Origin of the sequence: Streptomyces sp. NBC_00178, from assembly GCF_036206005.1 — a bacterium.
GTDB lineage: Bacteria > Actinomycetota > Actinomycetes > Streptomycetales > Streptomycetaceae > Streptomyces.
On record NZ_CP108143.1, the window covers coordinates 2,444,772 to 2,460,940 of the forward strand.

Sequence of the window (16,169 nt, forward strand, 5' to 3'; positions counted from 1 at the left end):
TCTCCGTGGCTCATTCGCCGCGGTACAGCTGGCGCTTGTCGATGTAGCGGACGACACCGTCCGGCACCAGGTACCAGACCGGCTCCCCTTGGGCGACCCTCGCCCGGCAGTCGGTGGACGAGATCGCCAGCGCGGGCACCTCCACCAGCGAGACACCGCCCTCGGGCAGTCCGTCGTCCGTCAGCACGTGACCCGGCCGGGTCACACCGATGAAGTGGGAGAGCGAGAAGAGTTCCTCGGCGTCCCGCCAGGTGAGGATCTGGGACAGGGCGTCGGCGCCGGTGATGAAGAACAGGTCCGCGTCACCGTGGGCCGTGCACAGATCCCGCAGCGTATCGATCGTGTAGGTCGGCCCGCCACGGTCGATGTCGCTGCGGCTCACCGAGAACTGCGGGTTGGACGCGGTGGCGATGACCGTCATGAGATAGCGGTCCTCGGCCGGGGACACCTGCTTGTGGCTTTTCTGCCACGGCTGTCCCGTCGGCACGAAGACGACTTCGTCCAGGTCGAAATGGGCGGCCACTTCGCTGGCCGCCACGAGGTGGCCGTGGTGGATCGGGTCGAATGTCCCGCCCATCACGCCGAGTCGGCGCTTGCCGCGTCCGGTAGGCACTTCCTGCTCTCCCATGCGTGCAGACCCTACTGGCACAGCTGTTCGTCCTGCGCCTCAGCGGTCCCGGTTGAAGCGGGTGGTGACCCAGAGCAGGAGCAGCAGCACGACGAGGGCGCCGCCACCGGTGAGATACGGGCTGAGGCTTTCGTGGTTGCCACCGTGCTCACCTTCGGCGGCGAGGTTGGCCAGCTGGTTCGCGGTGCTCGTGAGGCTCATCTTCTGCAGGACCTATCCATCGGGGATCTGGAGGGAGACGTCGCGCACATCGTATGCGGGAGCCGCGGGCACGCTCACGCCGACTCAGTCGTTGTTGTCGTCGTTGCGGTATCCGCGCAGCAGGAACCAGCCGAGCAGAGCGGCTCCCACGAGCGAGACGAGGAGTACGACGCGGAGCGTGTCGCCCGGCCCCTGGTCCTCGGACACGGCGGCGAGCAGTACTGCGATGTGCGGCATTCCGGGCGCTCCTCAAAGTTATCCACAGCCCCCCGCACACCGTAGCGCCAGCACATACGCTGGCTTTTGTCAGGGGGACGAGCGACGTCTCGTACGAAACAGGGGGCATCCATGACCGACACCGGCCACGAGGGCGTGCCGAGCAGGCAGCGCAAGCGATTCCCGGGCATCTCGTCCCGGGCGTACGAACACCCGGCGGACCGCTCGGCCCTGGTGGCCCTGCGGAAGCTGAGCGGCTTCGACACCGTGTTCAAGGCGCTGAGCGGTCTGCTTCCCGAGCGCAGTCTGCGGCTCCTCTTCCTGTCGGACTCCGTCCGGGTGAGTGACGCGCAGTTCGCGCATCTCAACGACATGCTGCGGGACGCCTGTTACATCCTGGACCTGAAGAAGGTCCCTCCGATGTACGTCACGCAGGACCCCCAGCCCAACGCCATGTGCATCGGTCTCGACGAGCCGATCATCGTGGTGACGACGGGGCTCGTGGAGCTGCTCGACGAGGAGGAGATGCGGGCCGTCGTGGGCCACGAGGTGGGCCACGCCCTCTCGGGTCACTCGGTGTACCGGACGATATTGCTCTTCCTCACCGGCCTCGCGCTCAAGGTGGCGTGGATTCCGCTCGGCAACGTCGCGATCATGGCGATCGTGACGGCGCTGCGCGAGTGGTTCCGCAAGTCGGAGCTGTCCGCCGACCGGGCAGGGCTGCTGGTGGGCCAGGACCTGCGTGCGTCGATGCGCGGGCTGATGAAGATCGCCGGCGGCAATCACCTCCACGAGATGAACGTGGACGCCTTCCTCGCCCAGGCCGACGAGTACGAGAAGGGCGGAGACCTCCGCGACTCCGTGCTCAAGATCCTCAACGTCCTGCCCCGGACCCACCCGTTCACCACGGTGCGTGCGGCCGAGCTGAAGAAGTGGTCGGAGTCGCGCGACTACCAGCGCCTGATGGACGGCCATTACCCGCGCCGCGACGAGGACAAGGACACCTCGGTGACGGACTCCTTCCGGGAGTCCGCGGCCCACTACGCGGACACGGTGCGCACGAGCAAGGACCCGCTGATGAAGCTCGTCGGTGATATCGCGGGCGGCGCGGGGGACCTCGGCGGCAAGCTCCGGGACAGGTTCACCGGGGCGAGCGGCGGGGCTGCCTCGGGAGGCGGCGCCACCGGCAAGGGTGGCGCGTCCGCCTCGGACACGAGGACCGGCACGGACGCTACGGACGGCTCGGAGGGGACTTGGCGGCGTCCGGGCCCCGAGGAGGAGCCGGGGGCTGGGGGCTGACCGCCAGGGTGCCGCAGAGGGCGGCCGTGGGCACGCCCGTGGCGTAGGGATCGGTGCCGGCGGGCCCCCGGGTGTCCGCCCGCTCGCCTGCGAGCAGCGGGCGCAGGACACCCGCCATGTCGGCGGAGCAGGACTGCGGGCCGGCCTGGACGTAGGCGCTGCGGACCTCCAGCCGGTGGAGCCTGATGTCCTCGCGGTCGAGGAGGAAGCGCATGACGCGGCGCACGGTGAACAGCGAAGCCGCGTCGGCGCGGTGAGGGCCGGAGACCGCAGGTCGCAGTGTGTAGGTGAAGGTGTGGTCGGACACGACTTCCAGCGTGTCCGCCCCCGCCTCCGCATAGGTGAAGGTGCCCTGCACCCGGATCTCGGGGTCGGCCAGTTCCACCTTCGCCGGGTCGAAACGCACCAGCCAGCCGGTCGCCAGGTGCTCGCCGTCGGCGGCCGGCGCGCCTACGCTCCGGTCGAACTGCACCGTCTGGTCCGGGTCGAGGAGGCGCCCGACCGGCCGGACGACTCCTCCGGTGAGCACGTCGGGGTCCAGCGCCGATGCGACCAGGTAGTCCTTGACCGTGGTCAGGCCCATGGTCACCTGGCTGTCCGAGAAGTTCTTGGTCCTCCGTACGGCCGGAAGGTTGATGCCCGAGGCGCCGGTGCGGAATCCCGCTGCCGGACCGTCGTCGAGGAGGGACTCCGGTGTCCCCGCGGGGACCGGGCCCTGGGGGGCCAGCGGGACGACGGTTGTGTGCAGCGGTTCGGCCCGTCGGCCGACGGGGGCCGGGTAGGGGTTGCGGAAACCCATGTAGACGGCGGTGGCGAACGCCAGGGCGATCAGCACCACGAGCGCTATGCCGGCCCTGGAGCGGTGCCTGCGGGAGACCCTGCCGGGGAGGGAGCGTACGGCGCGGGCAGGTTCACCCATGCGTTCCCTGGCGGAGAACTCCTGAAGCCGGGCGGCGCGCACAAACGATTCGTCGAAGACGAGGGAGCGGTACTCGTCCTCGCCGCCCGAAGAGTTCTCGGGCGTCCCTTCCGGCGGTTCTCCGCGGCCTGCCATGACTCCTCCCGACCTCCGCGCGCCGCCGGGTGAGGGCGGGCGCTGGGATCCGCCTCAGCCGGGCGGCTGCGGGCGGACCTGTCCGTCACGGGTTCGGCATCAGGGCCCTCTCCCCGGAGACGGGGACGGGAGGAGGGGTCACAGGGTCGTACCTTCAGATTGGGTCGATCGTCATCACGGTAAACGCCGCGCAGGTGGGAGCGCAGTCGGAAGTCGCGCCGGCCGGCAGGCAGACCGGCCCCGCACGGCCCCGCCGACCAGGCTCCCTCGCGCGGCGGTGCTCCTACGGCCGTACGGGTGTCGCTCGCAGGCCCCAGGGCCGCGGCCGGGGCGGCTTCCACCCGGCCGTTACTCCATCCGGGTTCCCCCGGCCCGGTCCCGGCGGTGGCCCTCCCCGGCCCGGTCTCGGCAGCGGCCCTGCCCCGCGGTCCCGGCCATGACCGTCCCCGGCCCGGTCCCGGCCATGACCGTCCCCGGCCCGGTCCCGGCAGCGGCCCTCCCCCGCGGTCCCGGGCATGACCGTCCCCACCCCCGTTTCGGCCATGACCGTCCCCGGCCCGGTCTGGACGGCTGAGTCCGGACTCCTGTCGTCACGCGGAGCGCGGCGAGCGTATGTGCTGGGCTCGGGCCACAGCCGGGGTGGGGACTCACCGGCCTCAGGGACGCTCAGCCGGTCGTCCTGGAATGGAGCGCCACAGGTCGCGCAGCATGGCGATCTCGGCCATGTGGTGGATGAACTCGATGTTGCCCCCCGCCAGCACGTTGACGTAGGGGTACTCGTCGTCGTTGCTGTACGGGTAGGCCGAGAAGCCGACCGTGTCCAGCTGCTCCTCGGTGACTGTCGCGACGCTGTCGCGCCAGCGGTCGACCGACGCCCAGAACGTCTCGACAGCCACCGCGGCGGAGGGGCTGAAGTCGACCATCAGCTTCGGGTCCTGCCGCCGCTCACCGAAGGTCCACTCCCAGGCCCCGGCGAACTGCAGATGCAGGTGCCCGAGCCGCCAGGCGATGGTCGTCACCGGCGTCACGTCGGGCTCGGGTACGCCGGTGTGGGAGAGGACCTCCTGGACCCGGCCGACGCTCACGCTCCAGTCGTCGGCGATCTTCTCGACGGTCATGCCGCCGGCAACCTGCCGCGCCACCTCGGCGTACTCGCTGCCCGGGATATCGGGGGCGCCGAGGTCCATGACCCACTCGCCGGGTCCGAACGCCCGGGGTGTCCCGGCCTCGTCCCGCCGCCGGACGGACCAGCAGCCGGGGGCCGGCTCCCAGAGGTACTCCTCGTCGCCGAGTCCTGACAGCCGCACCTGGGCCGCCTCCCTGACCTGGTCGAACTGCTCCAGCAGTACGCCCAGCCGGTCCGTCCGCGCGCCGTCCGTCTCCACACCTGGCTCCCCTCGCGAGTTCGCCAGAAGTTAACGGACGACCGGCCGGACGCGCGATCGAATTCCTCCGCGCAAGGGGGCGTCGGCTGAGGGCTGTACCCGGTGGCCTGGCCACCGCCGGGCCACCCGCGCTGCGACCGTGCCGGGCGACCGCGTGCCGGCCCTCCCCGGTGGCCCGGACCACGGCCACCCGCGCAGCGCCCCTGAGGCGCCCTGCACAGCCGGCCCGGGCCCGGGCCCCTCGCCTCTCGCGCCCGGGCCTTACCGGAACGGCCTGCGGCGCCCCCGCCCGGTTCAGGGCGTGCGCGGGACCGCGGAGACGGCCGGGCGGGAGTGCCCGGCCGAGAGCGAGGGAGCCGGGCCCGGCTTGTCCACCCCGCTCGTGGCCGGGGACGGCACCTGTTCCTGCCGGTTGTTCGCCGCGCCTCGGTAGACCGCGCTGAAGGCCAGGGCGACCATCCCGATGCCTATGAGCACGGCGAGCAGCCAGGCGATCGGCCGGTGCCAGTGCGCCGTGCCGCGATAGGGGCGCAGAGCGCCGCCGTCAGGCCCGTAGGGGTCGGAGGCGTCTCCGCGCGCGCCATCGGGGTCGTCGGGGTCCCAGAAGCCGCCGCGAGCCCTCCGGTGGCCGTACGCACCCTCCGGGCCGTACCCGTCGTAGGGGTCGTCGTCCCGGGAATCGCGACGGAAGCGTGCCCTGCTCGCCTCCGCCTCGGCGCGGGCTTCCGCGGCGGCGAGAAGACGCTCGACCGCGCTGGGCTCGTGGATCTCCGCCGACCGCACGAAGTCCTCGTCGAACACCACGGAGGCGAAGTCCTCGTCCGCGCCCCCGCGGTCGTCGTCGGGCTCCCAGCCGTCCTGGAACGGCTTGCCCCCCACGTCGTCCGGCACGGCTTCAGCGTAGCCCCCGGCAGGGCGATCCGGGCAGAGAGCGCACAGAATCGTCCGTACCGCCGGGGGCCGCGCGGCTATCGGATGTGGCCGTCCCCGGTGACGATGTACTTCGTCGACGTCAGCTCCGGAAGCCCCATCGGGCCCCGGGCGTGGAGCTTCTGGGTGGAGATGCCGATCTCGGCCCCGAAGCCGAACTGGCCGCCGTCGGTGAACCGCGTGGACGCGTTCACGGCGACCGTCGTGGAATCGACCAGCTGGGTGAACCGGCGGGCCGCGGCCTGCGAGGTGGTGACGATCGCCTCCGTGTGGCCGGAGGACCAGAGCCTGATGTGCGCCACGGCCCCCTCCAGCGACTCCACGACGGCCGCCGCGATGTCGTACGAGAGGTACTCGGTCTCCCAGTCCTCGGGCGTCGCCGCCACGACCGTCGCCTTGGAGCCCTCGGCGTAGGACAGGACCCGCTCGTCGCCGTGCACCGTCACCCCGGCGTCGGCCAGGGCGTCGAGGGCCAGGGGAAGGAACTCGGCGGCGATGTCCTTGTGGACGAGGAGCGTCTCGGCGGAGTTGCAGACGCTCGGGCGCTGCGCCTTGGAGTTGACCAGGATCTCGACGGCCATGCCGAGATCGGTCTGCGCGTCCACGTACACGTGGCAGTTGCCGGTGCCGGTCTCGATGACGGGGACGGTCGACTCCTCCACGACCGTGCGGATGAGGGAGGCGCCGCCACGCGGGATCAGCACGTCGACCAGTCCGCGGGCCCGCATCAGTTCGCGCACCGAGTCACGGTTCTCCCCCGGCACCAGCTGCACCGCGTCCGCCGGGAGACCGGAGCCGCCCACGGCGTCGCGGAGGACCCGTACGAGAGCGGTGTTGGAGGCGTACGCCGACGAGGAGCCGCGCAGCAGCACGGCGTTGCCCGACTTGAGGCAGAGGGCGGCGGCGTCGACGGTCACGTTGGGGCGGGCCTCGTAGATGATGCCGACCACCCCGAGCGGTACCCGGACCTGGCGCAGGTCGATGCCGTTCGGAAGGGTGGAGCCGCGGACCACTTCGCCGACCGGGTCGGGCAGGGCGGCCACGTCCCGGGCGTCCGCGGCGATGGCGCGGACGCGCTCCGGGGTGAGCGTCAGCCGGTCGACGACGGACTCGCTGGTCCCGGTTTCCCGGGCCCGGGCGATGTCCTCGGCGTTGGCCTCGATGATCTCGCCCGTGCGCACCTCGAGCGCGTCCGCGATCGCCAGGAGGGCGTCGTCCTTCGCCGCGCGCGGGAGTGGCGCGATGTCGTCGGCGGCGGCGCGTGCCCGGTAGGCGGCCTGGGCGACCGGGGACATGTTGTCGTACGGCGAAAGCGTGGTCATGCCCGCAGGGTAGTGCGCCCACTGCGGGCATTCGTCACGTATCCCGTGATGCGAGACGGGCGTACCGGTGCCCGTGCACCCGGTCCGGTACGCCCGGTCAGTACGGGTGCACCCCGACCGGGGCCGCCGGTGGCGGACCGTATCCCTCGGCGATGCGCAGGTGGTACGTCTGCCGGTCGATGACTTCGAGGCCGACGATCTCCCAGGGGGGCAGCCGGGCGCTCGACCGGTGCTCCCCCCACAGCCGCAGGGCCACCGCCGCGGCGTCGTGCAGGTCCCGGGCCTCTTCCCAGTAGCGGATCTCGGCGTGGTCGTTGGCGTACCGGCTGGTCAGCAGGAAGGGGTGATCGTGCGCCAGTTGTTCGAGCCCGCGTCTGACCTCGCTCAGCGGGGTCTCGCCACCGGAGACGCTGAGGGTGATGTGCCAGAGCCTGGAGCGGACGCGCTCGTCGTCCGTCGTCACCGGTTCCTGTTCGAGGGCCTGGCCGGCGGGGGCGTCGGCGAAGTCGGCCCCCGCCCCGACGCTGGTCAGGGCGCGGCTGCCCGATCCGCGGGGCGGCGCCCCCGGGCGCGCTCGTCTCACCGGCGGCCTCCTGTGTGAATGCGTAGCTGTGCTGGCCCCTTCGTGTCCCCGTGACAAAGTTGACCAGCCCGGAGCGGGGTATGGGGCGGTTTTCGTGAAGGTCTCCGCCCGATGGCCGGACTTTCAGCCGTTTCGGGGGCCCGCGTGCGGGGTGAGGACGACGAGATCGTCCCTGTGTACGACCTCTCGTTCGTAGGCGGGCCCGAGTTCGCGGGCGAGGTCGCGGGTGGACCTGCCGAGGAGCTGGGGGATCTCCTTGGCGTCGAAGTTTACGAGGCCGCGGGCGACCGCGTGGCCGGCGGGGTCCCGCAGCTCGACGGGGTCACCGGCGGAGAACTCGCCCTCCACCGCGCTGATCCCCGCGGGCAGCAGGGACGTACGGCGTTCGACGACGGCGCGCACCGCCCCTTCGTCGAGCGTGAGGGCGCCCCGGGGTGTCGAGGCGTGGGCCAGCCACAGGAGCCGGTCGGCCGAACGGCGTCCCGTGCGGTGGAAGTGTGTGCCGGTGTCCCGTCCGGAGAGGGCGTCCGTCACCCGGCTGGCGGAGGTGAGGACCACCGGGATCCCGGCGGCGGTCGCGATGCGGGCGGCCTCGACCTTGGTGACCATGCCCCCGGTTCCGACACCGGCCTTGCCGGCGCTGCCGATGACGACGCCCTCCAGGTCTGCGGGGCCGCCGACTTCGGCGATCCGCGTCGTGCCGGGCGTGCTCGGGTCACCGTCGTAGAGGCCGTCGACGTCGGACAGGAGGACGAGGAGGTCGGCGTGCACGAGATGGGCGACGAGGGCGGCGAGCCGGTCGTTGTCGCCGAACCGGATCTCGTCCGTGGCAACCGTGTCGTTCTCGTTGACGACGGGGAGGGCGCCCATCTCGAGGAGCTGGTCGAGCGTGCTGTAGGCGTTGCGGTAGTGGGCCCGCCGGCTGGTGTCGTCGGAGGTGAGCAGCACCTGGCCCACCCGGATGCCGTAGCGCGCGAAGGAAGCGGTGTAGCGCGCCACGAGCAGCCCCTGGCCGACGCTGGCGGCGGCCTGCTGGCGCGCCAGGTCCTTGGGCCTGCGGACGAGTCCCAGGGGCGCGAGCCCCGCCGCGATGGCGCCGCTGGAGACCAGGACGATCTCGCGGTCCCCGCCGCTCCTGGCCTTGGCGAGCGCGTCGACCAGCGCGTCGACCCGGTCGGCGTCGAGGCCTCCCGCCGCGGTGGTCAGCGAGGAGGACCCCACTTTGACGACGATCCGGCGGGCACCGGTCACGTCCGGCCTGAGCCCGGCGTCGCCCTCCGGGGGTGTGCCGAGTGCGCCTTCGGAATCCCTTGCCCCTGACACGTACGCCTGTCCCCATCACGTCGTCCTGCGCGGTTCCCCTCAATCTACGCGAGGGGTCCGCACCGCACCGAGCCGTCTCAACTGCTGACGCGGCAGGAGGCCGCATTACGGAGGAGCCGCTCCGGCAAACGCGTTCCGACATGCCCCCGAATGGAGTCATTTACGTAATCTCCACAGGCCGTTCATCGGGCTACCCTCATTAGGTGACTGATGAACCCACCCGCCAGCGACGCATTCTTCTCCGATCAGGTAAAAGCCCCTTCGATGTGGACACACTCGAACAATCGCTCCACAGGGATGTTTTCGCTACGAACGCGGGCAACCTGATCTTCAGTGATGCGTCGCACAAGATCCTCACGACCCCACGGGCAGAGGTCTTCTCCAACGGCATCCGCACGGATCCCTCGGCGGCCGACCGCATAAACGAGGAGTTCGACGTATTCGTCGTCCCGTTGGCGAACGCGTTCCGTCCGACGTTCGAGCGGCCGCTGAAGCGGATGACACAGCTGATCAAGAAGCTGCGCATTCCCGTCGTCGTCCTGGGTGTGGGCGCACAGGCCGACCTCAAGTACGACGCGGCCAGGCTGAAGCCGATGGAGCCGACGGTCAGGGAATTCGTCACCGAAGTGCTCAACCGCAGTGCGTCCATCGGCGTGCGCGGGGAGTTCACCGAGCAGTACCTGAAGAGCATGGGATTCCGGGACGTCGAAGTCATCGGCTGTCCCTCCATGTTCATGAACGGCGAGACGTTCACGCTCGAGAAGAAGTCCGAGTCGCTCACCGCGGAATCCCGCATCTCGGTGAACGGCTCGCACAGCGCCGTGCGCTCCCACGGTCTCGACGCCATCATCCGGCAGGCCCACCAGCGCTATCCGCATCTCCGGTTCGTCGGGCAGAACCTCCTGGAGGCCCAGCTGCTCCACTGGCGGGAGACGTCGAACCCGATCGGCGCCCAGACCTCGATGCCCACCCATCCGTCGCATCCGATGTACCGCGAGGGCAAGGTCAGGCTCTACATCGACCCGGCCACCTGGATCGATGAGCTGCGCGCGTTCGACTTCTCGTTCGGCTCCCGCATCCACGGCAACATCGCCGCGCTGCTGGCCGGCGTCCCGAGCACCGTGCTCTGCAGCGACTCGCGGACGCTGGAGCTCTGCCGGTACTTCGGCATCCCGCACCGCAAGATCTCCGAGACGCCGAAGAACATCGACCCCGCCGAGCTGTACGAGGCGGCCGACTTCGGCGAGCTGGTGAACGGCCACAAGGAGCGGTTCCTCCGGTTCACCGGCTTCATGGAGAAGAACGGCCTGGAGAACACCTTCCACCACGGCGACGGCGGCAAGGCGTTCGACGCGCTGCTCGCCAAGCGCACCCTGCCGGCCGCTGTCCGCCCGTGGACCGACTCGGACCCCGAGACGATGAGCAGCCGGTTCAGCTTCATGCAGAGCCGCATGACCGAGCTCTCCGAGCAGAACGCCCTGCTGCTCAGCCAGCTCGCGAACAGGTCCGGTCCGGTCAGCATCAAGTTGCAGGCGGGCGACAGCGCGGCCGCTTGGCCCTCCGCCTACCGGCGCGCCCGCCGGGTGGTGGGGCGTCCGGTCCGCAGGCTTCTGCGCCCCGAGCAGTAGGGATCCACCCGCGAGACCGCACCGCGCCCGTCTCAGACCTTGTGGGCGCGGTGCGGCACGCGCAGGCCGGCCGATCGGACCGTCCTGCGCGCCTTGCCTGCGAGCCGCCGCAGGAAGAGGGCGAACGACTGAGGGCCCGGTACGTCGATCCGCTTGCGGCCGATCCACTCGGGGACCGTCAGTTCGTAGGCCGACAGGGGCAGCGTCGCGCTCTCGCCGAAGTGGGGGTACACCAGGTGCAACCGGCCCCGGAGCCCCTTGCGGACCGCTCTCGGCTTCTTCTTGTCCTGTATGAACTGCAGAACGTCCAGGAGCAGATCCAGCCTGCCCTCCGCGATGCAGGTCAGACGGAGCCGTTCGTTGACCTTCAGCCGACGCGCCAGGCCCGGTGACCAGTAGGCCTCCAGAATCGGCGCTGCCAGCTCCATCTTCCTCCTCCGCACCTCGTCGGACTGCCTGAGCAGCGCGGGCCCGAACTGCGGGAGGAGGGTGATGACGAACGGGCGAACCAACAGGATGTCCCGCTTCGGCCCGGGCGGCACGTGCTCGGCGATCAGAGCGGCCAGCGCTCGGGCCGAATCGAAGCGGAGCACATAACTGCCGCTCTTCGTCACGTGCTTGCCGTCGTCGCGGCCCACCAGGTAGTAGCAGGTGTAGTCGGCCACGACGGAGACCCCGGAACCCCGCAGATACGCCTCCATGGTGAAGAGCGCGTCCTCACCCGTCTTGAGGGCTTCGTCGAAGCGCATCCCCAGCCGCACGAGAAGATCCCGGCGGAACAGCTTCTGGGCGCTCAGGGTGAACTTGATGTTGGAGGAGTAGAGGTCGGCCCGTTCGAGCGTCTCCTTCCACATCGACTTCGCCGCACCTCGGTTGACGCCGACCACCTTGCCGAGCACCACATCGGTGCCCGCACGGTCGCCCATGGCCACCATGCGTTCCAGCGCCTCCTCACCGAAGTAGTCGTCGGCGTCGAGGAAGAACACGTACCGGCCGCGTGCGAGACCGAGGCCGACGTTGCGAGGGCCGCTCGGGCCGCCGGAGTTCTTCTGGCGGACGACGCGCGTCTCGATGGGAGTGCGCGCCGCGAACTCCTCCAGGTACTCCCCCGTGCCGTCCGTGGACCCGTCGTCGACGGCGACGATCTCGATGCGTCCCGTCCCGAGCGTCTGTGCCTCGACCGATTCGAGACAGCGAACCAGGTAGGGCATCGCCTCGTAGGCGCCGATGATGACGGTGACGTCCGGAACCTCGGCACGTGGTGCGCTACTGCTCATTACTCCCCGGTTCATACATGTTTGTATTTATCAGGAGAAACGATAGAACGACTTTGTTCGGTTCGTTTCGTGCACAGACACGCCGAACGGCCCGTACGTTCCCCTCCCTGAGGAGGAGACGGACGGGCCGTCGAAGAGGTTGCGTCGACAACCAGACAAGTTTCGAACAACTGGATGACGTCCGGATCACACCCGGCAGTCACCAGCGTTCGGCACGGTGGAGACCTCGCGGTCAGAGCAGCGTGGAGGGACCTGCGCCGATCTCGGCTTCGGCTTCGGCGGTCGGCACATCGGGGTCGACCGCCGCCTCGGCCTCGGCGACGATCTCCGCCGCCCCGTCGCCGACGCCGCTGGACGCCGCCTCGGGATCCGGCAGAGGTGCGGCCTGCTGCTCGCCCAGACGCTGCTCGACACCGGCGTTGCGGGCCTCGGCCCGGGCCGTGAGCGCGTGCACGGCGGCGTTGAACTGCTCCATCGAGGTCGGCTCGTCCGGCCCCAGCAGGTAGCTCTTCAGCTCGTGACGGGCTCCGGCCAGCGGGTCGGCCGACGGATCGGCGACAGCGCTCAGCAGCGTGTCGATCTCCTCCGCACCGTTGGAGAGGATGACTGCGGCCCGTACGGCGGTGTTCTTGCGCCTGAACTCGTCCGCACCGAGTTCTGCGGAGTCCGTCACCGCGTAGGGCTTGCCGCTCGCGATGAAGTCGGACACGACGCTGGAGATGTCCGAGACCATGGCGTCGGACTGGTTGAAGCAGTCGTACAGCTTGGGCTGTGCGCCCGCCACGGTCCTGTGCTCCCACCAGCCGAAGGAGCGCCAGTAGGCGTCGTTCCATTCCGTACGCAGCCTGACGAGCTCGGCCTGGCGGGCCGGATCGGCGAGCGCGACCCGCGACTCCTCCGACTCGTCGCCCCCGGCGCGGCCGGGCATCGCCAGCTCCGCCAGCCTGGCGTCGATACGGGCCAGCTCCGCCGTGGCGGCGCGCTGCCCGGCGGCGGCGGCCGACGCCTCCTTCATCCACCGGGGGTCGGTGGCACGTTCCTGCGCGGCCTTGCTGATCAGGGCCTTGATCCGCGCGTTCACGGCCTTGGCCTTGGCACTGCGGATGCCCGTGAACGGGTGGGGCTTGTAGATGACGCGCACGGGGCTGTCGGCCTTCAGCAGCCGCCGGACGATGTTCTCGCCGGCCAGCAGCAGCGAGGTGTTCCCGGGGTTGTCGTCCCAGCCCTCCCAGGTGGGGGCGTAGAGCACCGTCGGGATGGGGTTCTTCGTGGCGCCGGTCCAGCTCTCGATGGGGGCGAGCTGGGGGCGTCCGACCTCGACGATGTCCTCGTCGCGGATACCGACGTCGGCGAGCGCGTAGCGGTCGCGTCCCGCCCTGCCCGCCGTCCACACCTCGTCGTACACCTTGGAGTAGGGGTTGACGCTGGCCAGCTTGTCGCTGTCGCCGTGGCCGATGAAGACGTGCTTCATCGTCGGGACGCGCAGCATGTGGATGTTCTTGCCGACGTTCGCCGGATACAGGCAGACCCGTACGGAGGAGAGGTCCATGTTCATGAGGTGCGTGCCGGCCGGCACACAGACCACGGGGACCGACGTGTCCGCGAGCTGCGACACGAGGTTGCGCTCGCGCATGACGATCAGCGGGCGTCCCTCGACGGCGGCCATGGTGTCCAGCCACATGTTGCCCTGGTAGGCGGACTCGTTGGAACCGGAGAAGTAGAGCACGACCGTGGGCTGGTACTCCCGCAGCCAGACGTCGAGAGCCTTCAGCACCGCGGGGGCCGACGGCGCCCGCCGGCTGCGCCGCAGATAGGGGGCGAGGAGCACGTTGTAAAGAACTGCCAGCAGCAGCGTGACACCGGCGCCGACGTAGCCGGCGACGTCCTCGCCGGTACGGGCGGCGACCAGGACGCCGGCGACCGCGGGAAGGTCGAGGTGCAGCATCTTCTCGCTGGAGCGGTGCAGGAGAGCGCGCGGCGGGGCGTCGGGGATACGGACCGCGTGCAGGTCGACGTTGCGGGTGACGATCGGCAGGCTGCGTCGCAGCCGGATGAGTGTCGTCAGGGCACCGTGCGGGGCCTGCAGCCCGTAGAAGACGAGGAAGCACGCCACCGCCGCGTAGAAGAGCGGCTCCTCGGCGAGGTCCAGGCGGGCCAGAAGGAGAATGACCATCAGCTGACGCAGCAGGAAGCGGATGGAAAGTCCCGCCCGCACCTTGCCGAGCCGGTTGATCAGATAACTGCCGCGCTGGTGCAGATACCAGTCCGCGACGTACGTGACAGCCGTGGCCGCCGCGAAGAACCAGATGTCGGGGAGAAGCGCGGCGATCATGACGCAGGGATAACCCAGCGTCATCAGTATCGCCGCCACAAGCTCTGACCGGCTGCCCACACGGGCCAGGCGAATGGCTGTCGAAATCACGAAGAACCTGCTCCAGGGGGTGCCGGTTGTTTCACGTATGGAGGGAATTGTGAAGGTGCGGCTTCACGCAGTCGGGCCTCTGTGTACGCCTTTCGGCGTGCACAGAGGCCCGTAAGAGTGCATTTGTCAAGAATTATTACACATCTTCCTGACGGTCCAGAACCGAGGCCAGTGCCTGCTCGAACCCCGAGGCTTCGGAGACGTCGGCCGTCGGATCCTGCTGCCGCACATCGATGACGTGCCCCGTCATCGCGGACAGGAGGACGTCGAGCGAGGTGCGCGCGACGGCCTCGGAGGAGAGCAGCGAACCCTCCGGCTCCTGGCCGAACGCCTTCGTCCGCATGGGGGTCGCGGTGCGCTCCGGATTCACGCAGTTGACCCTGACACCCTCCCCCGCCCACTCGTCGGCCAGCGCCTGCGTGAGGTTCACCATCGCGGCCTTGGTGGAGGAGTAGAGGCTGTACTCGGCGCGGCCCCGGGTGTAGCTGCTGGAGGTGTACAGGAGCAACTGTCCCTGCGTCTCCGCCAGGTACTTGTACGAGGCGCGCGCGATCTGCACGGGCGCCAGGTAGTTGACGTTCAGCGCTTCCTGGATCGTCGCGGTGTCCGTCTCCGCCAGCTTGCCGATGCGCAGCACGCCCGCGGTGTTGATGACGTAGTCGATGCGGCCGGTCTCGGCGTAGGCCTTCGACAGCGCGTCGTCGATGTGCTCCGGGTTCTCGACGTGCGTGCCCGTGGTGGAGCGGCCCAGTGCGTAGACGCTGGCGCCGTACTGCTCGGCAAGGGTGGCGATGTCGGCACCGATGCCGTACGAACCGCCGAAGACGACCAGGGTCTTGCCCGAGAGCAGCTCGCGGTAGGCGGCCTCGTCGGCCTGGCGCGGGGCGGCGGTCGAGGCGAGCTGGAACAGCTTGTCGGTGATGAAGACGTCGACCGGCTGCGTCACCTTCATGTTGTACTCGTCGCCCGCGACCACGTAGATCGGTACGTCGGGCAGGTACCGCAGGACGACCGAACAGTCGTCGGTGGCCTGGAAGTTCGGGTCACCGGCCGCGACGGCGTACGCCTTGCGGATGGTGGACAGCTTGAAGGCCTGCGGGGTCTGGCCGCGGCGCAGCCGGGACCGGTCCGGGACCTCGGTGATGAACTCGCCGTCCTCACCGTGGGTACGGGTGACGATGATCGTGTCCGCGGACGGAATGGCGACATCCACGGCCTGATAGCGGCCGAGCGCCTCCACGCAGTCCTTGATGACACGCTGTGACAGAAGGGGACGGACCGCGTCATGGAAGAGGACGTTGCGGTCCTCACCCTCCGCGAGCCCCTCACCGAGGGCCGCGATGGCGCGCTCGGTGGTCTCGTTCCGGGTGCTGCCACCCTCGATGATCTTGATGACCTTGGTCAGGCCGGCCTTGGCGACGATCTTCTCGACGTCCGGCACGAAGCCCGGTGCCATCAGCACGATGACGTCGTCGATGTCCTCGGCGTTCTCGAAGATGCTGAGCGTGTGCTCGATGACGGCCTTACCGGCGATCTTCAGCAGTTGCTTGGGGATCGCCAGTCCCACGCGCTGACCGGTCCCACCGGCGAGCACGACAGCTGTGGTCCGGGGCTTGGCTTCATGCGGCACAGACACAGACGACCTACCTTGCGACGACACGTGGGGAACAGTGTGATGGTCGCACTCTCCGTGACCGTCTCGCAAGGCGGACGTTTACCGCTGCTCGTCCGTGGGAAACCCGCAGTTCACCGCCTGGCCAGGGAGATTGGGCTCGCCCGCGCCCGCACCCGGAGTGACGGACTCCACAGACGTGTTACGCAATCAGCACATCGACGGGTCCCCGCAGCCCGCCACCTGGCAGTTCTCCGTGAACACGGCTGCTCCCGCGCGAGGCGGGAGC

At 69.8% G+C, this 16,169-nt stretch carries 14 protein-coding genes; 2 read left to right on the plus strand and 12 right to left on the minus strand.

Going from position 1 to position 16,169, the window contains the following annotated elements:
- Positions 1-10: 10 nt before the first annotated feature.
- From nadD to OHT61_RS10620, 3 genes are all read right to left on the minus strand, one after another.
- Positions 11-628, minus strand: a complete 618-nt coding sequence (nadD, locus tag OHT61_RS10610; protein WP_329037203.1) for a nicotinate-nucleotide adenylyltransferase — start codon at positions 626-628, stop codon at positions 11-13.
- Positions 629-667: 39 nt separating this feature from the next.
- Positions 668-829 (minus strand): hypothetical protein, encoded by a 162-nt coding sequence (locus OHT61_RS10615; RefSeq protein ID WP_329037205.1) that lies wholly within the window; start codon positions 827-829, stop codon positions 668-670.
- Between the two features lie 84 nt (positions 830-913).
- Positions 914-1,066, minus strand: coding sequence for a hypothetical protein (locus OHT61_RS10620; RefSeq protein WP_327118725.1), 153 nt, complete (start codon positions 1,064-1,066; stop codon positions 914-916).
- 111 nt (positions 1,067-1,177) lie between these two features.
- Here OHT61_RS10620 and OHT61_RS10625 point away from each other — a divergent pair, with 111 nt between their 5' ends.
- Positions 1,178-2,344, plus strand: coding sequence for a M48 family metallopeptidase (locus OHT61_RS10625; RefSeq protein ID WP_329037206.1), 1,167 nt, complete (start codon positions 1,178-1,180; stop codon positions 2,342-2,344).
- Here the strand turns inward: OHT61_RS10625 and OHT61_RS10630 are convergent.
- The 6 genes from OHT61_RS10630 to proB form a co-directional block, all read right to left on the minus strand.
- On the minus strand, positions 2,277-3,398 hold the full coding sequence (locus OHT61_RS10630) for an SCO2583 family membrane protein (protein ID WP_329037207.1): 1,122 nt from the start codon (positions 3,396-3,398) through the stop codon (positions 2,277-2,279). The genes OHT61_RS10625 and OHT61_RS10630 overlap by 68 nt on opposite strands.
- Positions 3,399-4,054: 656 nt before the next feature.
- Positions 4,055-4,783 (minus strand): DinB family protein, encoded by a 729-nt coding sequence (locus tag OHT61_RS10635; RefSeq protein WP_329037209.1) that lies wholly within the window; start codon positions 4,781-4,783, stop codon positions 4,055-4,057.
- A gap of 294 nt (positions 4,784-5,077) precedes the next feature.
- On the minus strand, positions 5,078-5,674 hold the full coding sequence (locus OHT61_RS10640; RefSeq protein ID WP_329037210.1) for an SCO2584 family spore wall biosynthesis protein: 597 nt from the start codon (positions 5,672-5,674) through the stop codon (positions 5,078-5,080).
- Positions 5,675-5,751: 77 nt separating this feature from the next.
- On the minus strand, positions 5,752-7,035 hold the full coding sequence (locus OHT61_RS10645; RefSeq protein ID WP_329037212.1) for a glutamate-5-semialdehyde dehydrogenase: 1,284 nt from the start codon (positions 7,033-7,035) through the stop codon (positions 5,752-5,754).
- Positions 7,036-7,132: 97 nt separating this feature from the next.
- Positions 7,133-7,618 (minus strand): hypothetical protein, encoded by a 486-nt coding sequence (locus OHT61_RS10650; protein ID WP_329037214.1) that lies wholly within the window; start codon positions 7,616-7,618, stop codon positions 7,133-7,135.
- A gap of 123 nt (positions 7,619-7,741) precedes the next feature.
- Positions 7,742-8,869 carry a glutamate 5-kinase gene (gene proB / locus OHT61_RS10655; protein WP_329043194.1) on the minus strand — a complete coding sequence of 376 codons (1,128 nt, stop codon included), beginning with the start codon at positions 8,867-8,869 and terminating at the stop codon, positions 7,742-7,744.
- Positions 8,870-9,144: 275 nt separating this feature from the next.
- Here proB and OHT61_RS10660 point away from each other — a divergent pair, with 275 nt between their 5' ends.
- Entirely contained in the window at positions 9,145-10,569 is a 1,425-nt protein-coding gene (locus OHT61_RS10660) for a polysaccharide pyruvyl transferase family protein (RefSeq protein WP_329037216.1), read from the plus strand.
- 32 nt (positions 10,570-10,601) lie between these two features.
- Here the strand turns inward: OHT61_RS10660 and OHT61_RS10665 are convergent, their stop codons facing one another.
- The 3 genes from OHT61_RS10665 to OHT61_RS10675 form a co-directional block, all read right to left on the minus strand.
- Positions 10,602-11,846 carry a glycosyltransferase family 2 protein gene (locus OHT61_RS10665; protein ID WP_329037218.1) on the minus strand — a complete coding sequence of 415 codons (1,245 nt, stop codon included), beginning with the start codon at positions 11,844-11,846 and terminating at the stop codon, positions 10,602-10,604.
- A gap of 232 nt (positions 11,847-12,078) precedes the next feature.
- Positions 12,079-14,178: a hypothetical protein gene (locus OHT61_RS10670; protein ID WP_329037219.1), complete on the minus strand. Its 2,100-nt coding sequence runs from the start codon at positions 14,176-14,178 to the stop codon at positions 12,079-12,081.
- 226 nt (positions 14,179-14,404) lie between these two features.
- Positions 14,405-15,904, minus strand: a complete 1,500-nt coding sequence (locus tag OHT61_RS10675; protein WP_329037221.1) for a bifunctional cytidylyltransferase/SDR family oxidoreductase — start codon at positions 15,902-15,904, stop codon at positions 14,405-14,407.
- Positions 15,905-16,169: the final 265 nt, after the last annotated feature.

Bases quoted from the DNA above. Each gene is read 5' to 3' on its own strand.
- OHT61_RS10665 (WP_329037218.1), bottom strand. From the start codon at position 11,846: ATGAGCAGTAGCGCACCACGTGCCGAGGTTCCGGACGTCACCGTCATC.
- OHT61_RS10645 (WP_329037212.1), bottom strand. From the start codon at position 7,035: ATGACCACGCTTTCGCCGTACGACAACATGTCCCCGGTCGCCCAGGCC.
- OHT61_RS10630 (WP_329037207.1), bottom strand. From the start codon at position 3,398: ATGGCAGGCCGCGGAGAACCGCCGGAAGGGACGCCCGAGAACTCTTCG.
- OHT61_RS10625 (WP_329037206.1), top strand. From the start codon at position 1,178: ATGACCGACACCGGCCACGAGGGCGTGCCGAGCAGGCAGCGCAAGCGA.
- nadD (WP_329037203.1), bottom strand. From the start codon at position 628: ATGGGAGAGCAGGAAGTGCCTACCGGACGCGGCAAGCGCCGACTCGGC.
- OHT61_RS10620 (WP_327118725.1), bottom strand. From the start codon at position 1,066: ATGCCGCACATCGCAGTACTGCTCGCCGCCGTGTCCGAGGACCAGGGG.
- OHT61_RS10615 (WP_329037205.1), bottom strand. From the start codon at position 829: ATGAGCCTCACGAGCACCGCGAACCAGCTGGCCAACCTCGCCGCCGAA.
- OHT61_RS10670 (WP_329037219.1), bottom strand. From the start codon at position 14,178: ATGATCGCCGCGCTTCTCCCCGACATCTGGTTCTTCGCGGCGGCCACG.